Here is a 9713-nt window from a genome sequence, read left to right on the forward strand (position 1 = left end):
GATGCGCAGCTTCTCGTCGGCGTTGATTTTCTTCGAATCAAGGAACTCGATGACATCCCAACCGAAAATGTTATAGTATCCGGCACCCGAGCCTTTGCGCTGGCCCATTTGGTCGGCATAGGAGAAGGCGTCCTCCATCAGCTTCAGCACCGGCATGATGCCTTTGGCCGCTCCGGCCACGCCTTTGATCGGTTCGCCGCGCCCACGCAGCTTGGACAAATTGACGGCGACGCCGCCGCCGATTTTGGACAGCTGCATGCAGGTGCCGAGCACGTAGTTGATCGAATTGAGCGAATCGTCCATTTCCAGCAGGAAGCAGGAGACCAGCTCGCCGCGACGGCTTTTGCCGGCATTGAGGAAGGTCGGGGTCGCTGGCTGCAGCCGCTGCTCGATCATCGCTTCGGCGATTCGGAGCGCTTTACCGATATTCCCTTCGCCCAAGTACAGCGCCACGATGGCGACGCGGTCCGGGTACTGCTCCAGATACTGCTTCTTGTCGTTGGTTCTCATCGCATAGTCCTTGTAGAACTTCGAGATCGCCATGTAGGACTGGAATTGGAAGTCGCTGCTCGCCGTCAGGTTGAACACGGACTCGACTTCGTCGTAGGTGTAATGCTCAAACACGTTCTCATAGTAGTCGTTGCTGATCAGGTAATCCAGCTTCTCGCGCAGGGAGCCGAACTTCATCGTATCGCGCTCCACTTCCTCCATAAAGGCGGCAACCGCCTCCCGGTCTTTTTCCAATTGAAAGTAACCGTCCGATCCGCGCTGCATAATTTCGTTGTTGAGTTCAATATGCTTCAATGCTCCGCACCCTCTCTTTGAAAATCTCCGTATCCCGTATCGTTCCCGAAAGCTCGAACTTGGTGATGACTGGCACATGGTACATCTCCGATATCGTATCCGCGCTCTTGGCGAAACGAGGCCCCCAGTTCCGGTTGCCGCTGGCCGACACGCCGCGAAGCATGCGGTTGTTCTTCGACAGAAAGTTCGACACTTTCTCGGGCACCTGCCCAAAACCCGTTGTATACGTTACGAGCACGTAAGGCTCATTCACTTGCTCCTGCTCTTCGATCGGAATGGCTCTCATGTTCAGCTTGTTGATAAAGCGTCTGACATTGCCGGTCTTGGAATCATAGACGATCAGCATGATCCTTCACTCCTGAATAATGTTCTCTGCCGTGGTCACGGGCGCAAAAAAAACGTCTATTGACGTCATTGTAGATAACCACACCACATATCGTGGTCGTTATTCTTGTGATCACAGAATGGTTCAGCTTCGCTGAAAAATTAAATTGATCTTCTTAAAATAACACCGGAATGAATGGTGTGTTGTGGGAAATTATGTTATATATACTATGCCGCTGACAATCAATATGTAGATGGTTTAAAGCGGGTATTTAGAATAATACATCAATATATTGATGTGGTCAAGCCTATGAGAATCATGTTCATGGGCGCAATTGCAGCCTGCTTGACGCCTTGAAAAACAAAAAACAGGGAGCCACCCGGCGATCCGTAAGCGGATCGATTCGGGGAGATTCCCTGTTTTTCTTCGGCTCCAAAGCCGCAAATATTTACACGCCTTGGATTGGAGTGCTTTCCAGAACTTTATCGATCAGTCCGTATTCTTGCGCTTCAGCTGCGCTCATGAAGTAGTCACGGTCGGTGTCTTTCTCGATGCGCTCCAGCGGTTGTCCGGTACGTTCGGACAGGATGCGGTTCAAGGTGTCTCGCATTTTCAGAATGCGGCGGGCGCGGATTTCGATATCCGTAGCCTGGCCTTGCGCACCCCCGAGCGGCTGGTGGATCATGATCTCACTGTTCGGCAGGCCGAAGCGTTTGCCCTTGGCGCCGGCGTTCAGCAGGAACGCGCCCATGGAAGCGGCCAAGCCTACGCAGATTGTAGATACGTCCGGTTTGATGAACTGCATTGTATCGAAAATCGCCATACCGGCCGTAATGGATCCGCCGGGGCTGTTAATGTACAAATGGATGTCTTTCTCCGGATCTTCGGCTGCGAGAAACAGCAGCTGGGCGATGATAGAATTGGCGACCACGTCATTGACTTCGGTGCCCAGGAAAATGATGCGGTCTTTCAGCAAACGGGAATAGATGTCGTAAGCCCGTTCACCGCGGTTGCTTTGTTCGACGACCATAGGAATATAACTCACGTGGAAAACCTCCCTTAATTGGCTCAAAATAGGTCATTCTATACATACTGTTACCGTATTAACCACATGATAAACAATTTCAAACAAAAAGTCAAAGAAAGTCAAACTCAAGGTAAAAAAAATAGCCATCTAATTGGCTGTGGTACGTTTGGTTAAAAACATAACGTAGAACGGTTGCCGTTCTGCGTTCTCTTCTATTGAAGAAAAATGGCGCGCCCGCGAGGAATTGAACCTCGATCTCAGGCTTCGGAGGCCTACGTCATATCCATTGGACCACGGGCGCAAAATTCAATAGCAAGAGTTATTATATGATAGCTTGCCTCAAAATGCAAGGGTTAAGTTATTAATTTTTTCGAATCAGGAAAATGCTGTATAGGAGGAAAGGCTGATGTGAATTATAGTCAGTGGACTACTTGCAACCAGCGCCATTATTGAGTAGAATAGTGGTGGGACTTAAAACGTTGACCCGGGACATTTTAGGGCCAGGGGAGAGAGGGAAGCGAAGTTGCAGGAGTGGAAAGAAATGCGGGATATATTAGAGATACAAAAGCAGCTTCTGCCTGATCTCGTGGACGTTCTCAAGACCAGATATACCATTCTTCATCAGATCAAGCTGTCGGAGCTGATCGGCCGGAGAACGCTCGCTGCATCCCTGCATATGACCGAGCGGGTGCTGCGGGCCGAGACGGATCTTCTCAAGTCCCAGGGCCTGGTTGAGATCGAGAGCTCTGGGATGAGGGTCAGCGAGGCGGGAAGCAAGCTGCTCGAACAGATGGAGCCGATGGTGAAAGTGCTGTTCGGCCTCAATGATCTTGGCGAGAAGATCCGCCAGACGTACGGCTTGCGCAAAGTCGTGGTCGTGCCCGGGGATTGCGAATCGTCGCCGCTCACGAAGCGTGACTTGGGACGCGCGGGTGCCAAAGCGCTGCTTGGCGTCATGAACCAAGGGGACACCGTAGCGGTGACTGGAGGCTCAACGCTCGCCGAAGTGGCGGAGCAGTTGACGCCGCAGGCGGCCGTACCGATGAAGAACAGCTGGTTCGTGCCAGCTAGGGGCGGACTTGGCGAAAGCGTGGAGTTTCAGGCGAACACGATCGCATCCACCATGGCCAAGCGCGTCGGCGCGCAATACCGGCTGCTGCATGTGCCGGACCTCCTGAGCGATGAAGCGTATCAGTCGCTGGTGCAGGACCGCAACATCCAGGAGATCGTGCAGGCGATCAGGCACTGCCGCATCATCATGCACGGCATCGGGGACGCGATGGAGATGACCCGCCGAAGAAGGCTGGATCCCGCCGCCGTGGAGGAGATCCGGTCGGAAGGAGCCGTAGCCGAATCCTTTGGCTACTATTTCAATGAACAAGGCGTTGTCGTTCATAAAATGATGACTTTGGGGCTGCGGCTGGAGGACATTATGCGGACCGAGACCGTCATCGGCATTGCGGGCGGCCGAAGCAAGGCCAAAGCGATCCATGCGGTGCTCAAATTCGGCCACGAGGACATTCTGGTGGTTGACGAAGCGGCCGCTATCGAAATCTGCCGGGAAATTGGCAGCGAGTAAACAACATTCCTTTTGATGTCATGACAGGTACTTACCTGTTTTGAATAAATAAAATACGAACTTTTGGGAGGACTATTCAATGAGTGTAAAAGTAGGCATTAACGGTTTTGGACGTATCGGACGACTCGCTTTCCGCCGTATTCAAAATGTGGAAGGCATCGAAGTTGTAGCCATCAACGACCTTACTGACGCTAAGATGTTGGCCCATCTGCTCAAATATGATACAACGCAAGGCACTTTCAACGGAGATATCGAAGTTCACGACGGCTTCTTCAAAGTGAACGGCAAAGAAGTTAAGGTTCTGGCGAACCGTAACCCTGAAGAACTTCCTTGGGGCGATCTTGGCGTAGACATCGTTCTCGAGTGCACAGGCTTCTTCACAACGAAAGAAGCTGCTGAGAAACACCTGAAAGGCGGCGCTAAGAAAGTTGTAATCTCCGCTCCGGCTACAGGCGACATGAAGACGATCGTATACAACGTTAATCATGAGACACTGGACGGAACTGAGACTGTAATCTCCGGCGCATCTTGCACAACGAACTGCCTGGCTCCAATGGCCAAAACGCTGAACGACAAGTTCGGTATCGTTCAAGGCTTGATGACAACGATCCACGCTTACACTGGCGACCAAAACACCCTGGACGCTCCGCATCCAAAAGGTGACTTCCGTCGTGCGCGTGCAGCTGCAGAAAACATCATTCCTAACTCCACTGGCGCTGCAAAAGCGATTGGTCTGGTTCTTCCAGAACTGCAAGGCAAACTGGACGGTGCCGCTCAACGCGTACCTGTACCAACAGGTTCCCTGACTGAGCTCGTAACAGTTCTGAACACCAAAGTAACGGCTGACGAAGTGAACGCAGCAATGAAAGAAGCTTCCGATCCAGAAACTTACGGCTACACTGAAGACGAAATCGTATCTTCCGACATCAAAGGCATCACGTTCGGTTCGCTCTTCGACGCTACTCAAACGAAAGTGTTGACTGTTGGCGACCAACAGCTGGTTAAAACCGTTGCTTGGTACGACAACGAAATGTCTTACACTTCCCAATTGGTTCGCACATTGGCATACTTCGCTAAGATCGCTAAGTAATATCGGCCATCCCATAGCGAAAACATCCCGAGCGGAAACAGGCATCCTATGTTTCCGCTCTTTAAAATATAGAATGCATAAATTTTCAGCGGAGCTGAGCCATTCTATGATTGCAAGATCAATGTCCTAACATGCTGAACCACGGGGCTGAGGAGACTGTCCCGTTAAAAAATATGGGTGCGGAGGGAAACAATACGATGAACAAGAAGTCTGTACGTGATGTAGAAGTAAACGGCAAACGCGTATTCGTGCGCGTTGATTTTAACGTGCCATTGGAAGACGGCAAAATTACCGACGATACACGGATCCGTGAAACGCTGCCAACGATCAACTACCTGATCGAGCATGGCGCGAAAGTGATTCTGGCCAGCCACATGGGGCGCCCGAAAGGCGAAGTGGTAGAATCCATGCGTCTGACACCTGCGGCAGAGCGCCTGTCAGAGCTGCTCGGCAAACCGGTTGTCAAGGCTGACGAAGCGGTTGGCGACGCGGTCAAAGCGCAAGTGGAGAAGCTGAACAACGGCGACGTGCTGCTGCTTGAAAATGTCCGCTTTTTACCCTGGCGAAGAGAAAAACGATCCGGAACTTGCGAAGCAGTTCGCTGAGCTGGCTGACCTGTTCGTAAACGACGCGTTTGGCGCCGCTCACCGTGCGCATGCTTCGACCGAAGGTATCGCCCATTACCTGCCGGCTGTTTCCGGCCTGCTGATGGAGAAGGAACTTTCCGTACTTGGTAAAGCACTGTCCAATCCGGAGCGTCCTTTCACAGCAATCATCGGCGGTTCCAAGGTTAAGGATAAAATCGACGTCATCGACAACCTGCTGAACATAGCGGATAACGTCCTGATTGGCGGCGGCCTGTCCTATACGTTCATGAAGGCACAGGGCTATGAAATCGGTCTGTCTTTGTGCGATAATGAAAAACTGGATGTCGCGCTCGGATTTATCCAAAAAGCGAAGGATCTCGGCAAAAACTTCCTGCTTCCGGTTGACATCGTCATCGCGGACGATTTCAGCGCCAATGCGAACGTTGACATCGTAGAAGTCGGCAACATCCCTGAGAAATGGGAAGGCGTGGACATCGGACCGAAAACCCGTGCCAAATATGCAGAGATCATCAAGAACTCCAAGCTCGTGGTATGGAACGGACCGATGGGCGTTTTCGAAATCGATCCTTTCTCCAATGGTACACGCGAAGTGGCTGAAGCCTGCGCCCAAACCGAAGGCTACACCATCATCGGCGGTGGCGACTCGGCGGCAGCGGCAGAGAAATTCCATCTGGCTGACAAAATGGATCACATCTCCACTGGCGGCGGCGCATCCCTCGAGTTCATGGAAGGCAAGGCTCTCCCTGGCGTCGTGGCACTGAACGACAAGTAAGCAAGAAGCGCTGGAAGAGCGCGGAACGTACGGACCCGTAAGGACAAAAAAGGAGTGAAAAGTGTGAGAACACCTATCATCGCCGGCAACTGGAAAATGTTCAAAACCGTTCCGGAAGCCAAAACGTTTATCGAAGAAGTCAAAGGCAAAGCTGAAGTTGAAGGCGTGGAGAGCGTCATCTGCGCTCCGTTCACGAACCTTCCCGCTTTGGTGGAAGCTGTGAAAGGCACATCGATCAAAATCGGTGCCCAAAACCTGCATTTTGAAGATAACGGTGCGTTCACCGGGGAAATCAGCGGCGTGATGCTGAAAGACCTTGGCGTAGACTACGTCATTATCGGCCACTCCGAGCGCCGGCAATATTTTGCCGAAACCGACGAGACCGTAAACAAAAAGGTTCAAGCGGCATTCCGTCATGAACTGACTCCAATCGTGTGCGTCGGCGAGAAGCTGGAAGAGCGCGAAGCCGGCCAAACGAAAGACGTATGCAAAGTGCAGACGGAAGCAGCGTTCCAAGGCTTGTCCGCAGAACAGGCGGCTCAAGTGGTTATCGCTTACGAGCCAATCTGGGCGATCGGAACCGGCAAGTCCTCGACTGCACAGGACGCTAACGAAGTGATCTCTTATATCCGCAGCCTGGTTGAAGGCCTGTATGGCAAAGAGGTAGCGGATCAAGTCCGTATCCAGTACGGCGGCAGCGTGAAGCCGGAAAACGTTAAAGAATACATGGGCCAAAGCGACATCGACGGCGCGCTCGTTGGCGGTGCCAGCCTGCAGCCGGCTTCGTTCATCCAGCTCGTTGAGGGGGCGAAGTAAGATGACCGCACCTAGACCCGTAGCACTGATCATCATGGACGGTTTCGGGCTGCGCAGCACGGACGAAGGCAACGCAGTAGCGCAGGCCAAGAAACCGAACTACGACCGATTGATGGCGAAGTATCCGAACACGACGCTGACCGCTTCAGGCGAAGCGGTAGGTCTGCCGGAAGGGCAAATGGGCAACTCCGAAGTCGGCCATTTGAACATCGGCGCAGGCCGCATCGTGTACCAGGATTTGACCCGGATTTCGAAATCGATCCGCGAAGGGGAGTTTTTCAACAACCCGACGCTGGTCGAAGCGGTGCAAGCTGCAAAGAATAACAACAAGAAGCTCCATCTGTATGGCCTCTTGTCCGACGGCGGGGTACATAGCCATATCGAGCATATGTTTGCTATGCTGGACCTTGCGAAAAAAGAAGGGCTGGATGAGGTTTACATCCATGCTTTCCTGGACGGACGCGACGTGGCTCCGGATTCCGGCAAGAAGTTCATCCAGGATCTGCAAGCCAAGATCAAGGAAGTTGGCGTCGGCAAAATCGCCACGGTACAAGGCCGTTACTATGCGATGGACCGCGATAAGCGCTGGGAACGCGTAGAGAAGTCCTACCGTGCGATTGTGTACGGGGATGGACCGAAATACACCGATCCGCTGGTTGCCGTAACTGAATCCTACAACAAGTCGGTATTCGACGAGTTTGTGGAGCCAACCGTCATCGTTGATGAGCAGGGCAACCCGGTATCGCTGGTGGAGAGCGGAGACTCCGTTATCTTCCTGAACTTCCGCCCGGACCGCGCGATCCAGCTGTCCCAAGTGTTCACGAACAAGGACTTCCGCGGATTCGACCGTGGGCCGAAGTTCCCGGAAAACCTCCATTTCGTCTGCCTGACGCTGTTCAGCGAAACGGTGGAGGGCTACGTAGCCTACGAGCCGAAGAACCTGGACAACACGCTGGGCGAAGTGCTGGTGCAGAATAACAAGAAGCAGCTGCGTATTGCCGAAACGGAAAAATATCCGCATGTTACCTTCTTCTTCAGCGGCGGACGCGACGTCGAGCTGCCTGGAGAAACGCGCATTCTGATCAATTCGCCGAAGGTCGCCACTTATGACCTGAAGCCGGAAATGAGCGCTTACGAAGTGGCGGACGCCTGCGTGAAGGAAATTGAAGCCGAGAAGCATGATGCGATCATTCTGAATTTTGCCAACCCGGATATGGTCGGTCACTCCGGTATGCTGGAACCGACGATCAAAGCGGTTGAAGTCACCGACGAGTGCATGGGCAAAGTAGTGGATGCCGTTATTGCCAAAGGCGGGGTAGCGATTATTATCGCCGACCACGGAAACGCCGACATGGTATTTGACGAAGCAGGCCGCCCATTCACCGCTCATACGACGAATCCGGTGCCGTTTATTTTGACCGATGAGAACGTAACGCTGCGCGAAGGCGGCATTCTGGCCGATGTGGCGCCGACGATTCTCGATCTGATGCAGCTGCCGAAGCCTGCTGAAATGACCGGCGAATCGATGATTGCAACCCGCAAATAAGCGGAAAATTCGATTCCGGTGATCCGATGCGTTATAATGGCTGTAGTAGCTGACAAGCAATATAGAATGAACTCAAGAAGTTCGTGTTGTAGGGCTTGGATAAGGCCGTTACAACAGGGTTCTCCATTCGAGACTTGAGTTCAATCTATATCATGTGGTCTGAATAACCAATTACGAATGTGGAAAAGGAGATTAGCACAAAATGACTATTATTTCTGACGTGTACGCACGCGAAGTCCTCGACTCCCGCGGTAACCCTACGGTTGAAGTTGAAGTATATCTGGAATCCGGCGGCCATGGCCGCGCCATCGTACCATCCGGCGCATCCACAGGCGCTCACGAAGCTGTAGAGCTTCGCGACGGCGACAAAGACCGTTACCTCGGCAAAGGTGTTCTGAACGCGGTGAAGAACGTGAACGAAATCATCGCTCCTGAAGTCATCGGCATGGACGCGCTCGACCAGCTCGGCATCGACAAGCTGATGATCAAACTGGACGGAACACCTAACAAAGGCAAGCTGGGCGCTAACGCCATCCTGGCTGTATCCATGGCCGTAGCCCGCGCGGCTGCTGACGCTCTGGACCTTCCGCTGTACGTATACCTCGGCGGGTTCAATGCCAAACAACTGCCTGTACCAATGATGAACATCGTCAACGGCGGCGCTCATGCCGACAACAACGTCGACGTTCAAGAATTTATGGTACTGCCGGTTGGCGCGCCTACGTTCAAGGAAGCTCTCCGTACAGGTGCAGAAATCTTCCACAGCCTGAAATCCGTTCTGAAGGGCAAAGGCCTGAACACAGCGGTTGGCGACGAAGGCGGTTTTGCTCCGAACTTCACGTCCAACGAAGACGCATTGTCCTCAATTATGGAAGCTATTGAAAAAGCCGGCTACAAGCCAGGCGTTGACGTATTCCTCGGTATGGACGTCGCTTCCACTGAATTCTACAAAGATGGCAAGTACCATCTTGAAGGCGAAGGCAAATCCTACACATCCAGTGAATTCGTTGAGCTGCTCGCTTCCTGGGTCGACAAATACCCGATCATCACGATCGAAGACGGCTGCTCCGAAGACGACTGGGAAGGTTGGAAGCTCCTTACCGCGAAACTCGGCGACAAGATCCAGCTCGTTGGCGACGACTTGTT

Annotated in this window: 8 protein-coding genes, 1 tRNA gene and 1 pseudogene; 6 read left to right on the top strand and 4 right to left on the bottom strand. The window is 52.7% G+C overall.

What is annotated here, in order from left to right:
* From CPT76_RS40635 to CPT76_RS27315, 4 genes are all read right to left on the bottom strand, one after another.
* Positions 1 to 804: ribonucleotide reductase N-terminal alpha domain-containing protein (locus CPT76_RS40635; protein WP_308737672.1), on the bottom strand; the 804-nt coding region annotated here is incomplete at its 3' end.
* Positions 791 to 1150: a class Ib ribonucleoside-diphosphate reductase assembly flavoprotein NrdI gene (gene nrdI / locus CPT76_RS27305; protein ID WP_105445134.1), complete on the bottom strand. Its 360-nt coding sequence runs from the start codon at positions 1148 to 1150 to the stop codon at positions 791 to 793. The genes nrdI and CPT76_RS40635, both read right to left, overlap by 14 nt.
* Positions 1151 to 1577: 427 nt before the next feature.
* Positions 1578 to 2174: an ATP-dependent Clp endopeptidase proteolytic subunit ClpP gene (gene clpP, locus CPT76_RS27310; RefSeq protein WP_076173158.1), complete on the bottom strand. Its 597-nt coding sequence runs from the start codon at positions 2172 to 2174 to the stop codon at positions 1578 to 1580.
* A 208-nt stretch (positions 2175 to 2382) separates the two neighbouring features.
* Positions 2383 to 2457 (bottom strand) — tRNA-Arg (locus CPT76_RS27315).
* Positions 2458 to 2697: 240 nt separating this feature from the next.
* On the opposite strand from CPT76_RS27315, the gene CPT76_RS27320 reads away from it, so the two are divergent.
* From CPT76_RS27320 to eno, 6 genes and pseudogenes are all read left to right on the top strand, one after another.
* On the top strand, positions 2698 to 3735 hold the full coding sequence (locus CPT76_RS27320; RefSeq protein ID WP_105445135.1) for a sugar-binding transcriptional regulator: 1038 nt from the start codon (positions 2698 to 2700) through the stop codon (positions 3733 to 3735).
* Between the two features lie 79 nt (positions 3736 to 3814).
* A complete protein-coding gene (gene gap / locus CPT76_RS27325) occupies positions 3815 to 4825 on the top strand; it encodes a type I glyceraldehyde-3-phosphate dehydrogenase (RefSeq protein WP_076173156.1) in 1011 nt (336 codons plus the stop codon).
* A gap of 197 nt (positions 4826 to 5022) precedes the next feature.
* Positions 5023 to 6205: pseudogene (locus CPT76_RS27330) on the top strand (phosphoglycerate kinase).
* Positions 6206 to 6268: 63 nt separating this feature from the next.
* Positions 6269 to 7021: a triose-phosphate isomerase gene (gene tpiA / locus CPT76_RS27335; protein WP_105445136.1), complete on the top strand. Its 753-nt coding sequence runs from the start codon at positions 6269 to 6271 to the stop codon at positions 7019 to 7021.
* Position 7022: 1 nt separating this feature from the next.
* On the top strand, positions 7023 to 8567 hold the full coding sequence (gpmI, locus tag CPT76_RS27340) for a 2,3-bisphosphoglycerate-independent phosphoglycerate mutase (protein ID WP_105445137.1): 1545 nt from the start codon (positions 7023 to 7025) through the stop codon (positions 8565 to 8567).
* A 202-nt stretch (positions 8568 to 8769) separates the two neighbouring features.
* Positions 8770 to 9713, top strand: a 944-nt coding sequence (gene eno, locus CPT76_RS27345; protein ID WP_105445138.1) for a phosphopyruvate hydratase, incomplete at its 3' end; no start/stop codon positions are given.

The organism is Paenibacillus sp. AR247, from assembly GCF_002968895.1.
GTDB lineage: Bacteria > Bacillota > Bacilli > Paenibacillales > Paenibacillaceae > Paenibacillus_AQ > Paenibacillus_AQ favisporus.

What these genes read in the sequence shown, in the direction of transcription:
- nrdI (WP_105445134.1), bottom strand. Translation starts at nt 1,150, where the DNA reads ATGCTGATCGTCTATGATTCCAAGACCGGCAATGTCAGACGCTTTATC.
- CPT76_RS27320 (WP_105445135.1), top strand. Translation starts at nt 2,698, where the DNA reads ATGCGGGATATATTAGAGATACAAAAGCAGCTTCTGCCTGATCTCGTG.
- gap (WP_076173156.1), top strand. Translation starts at nt 3,815, where the DNA reads ATGAGTGTAAAAGTAGGCATTAACGGTTTTGGACGTATCGGACGACTC.
- gpmI (WP_105445137.1), top strand. Translation starts at nt 7,023, where the DNA reads ATGACCGCACCTAGACCCGTAGCACTGATCATCATGGACGGTTTCGGG.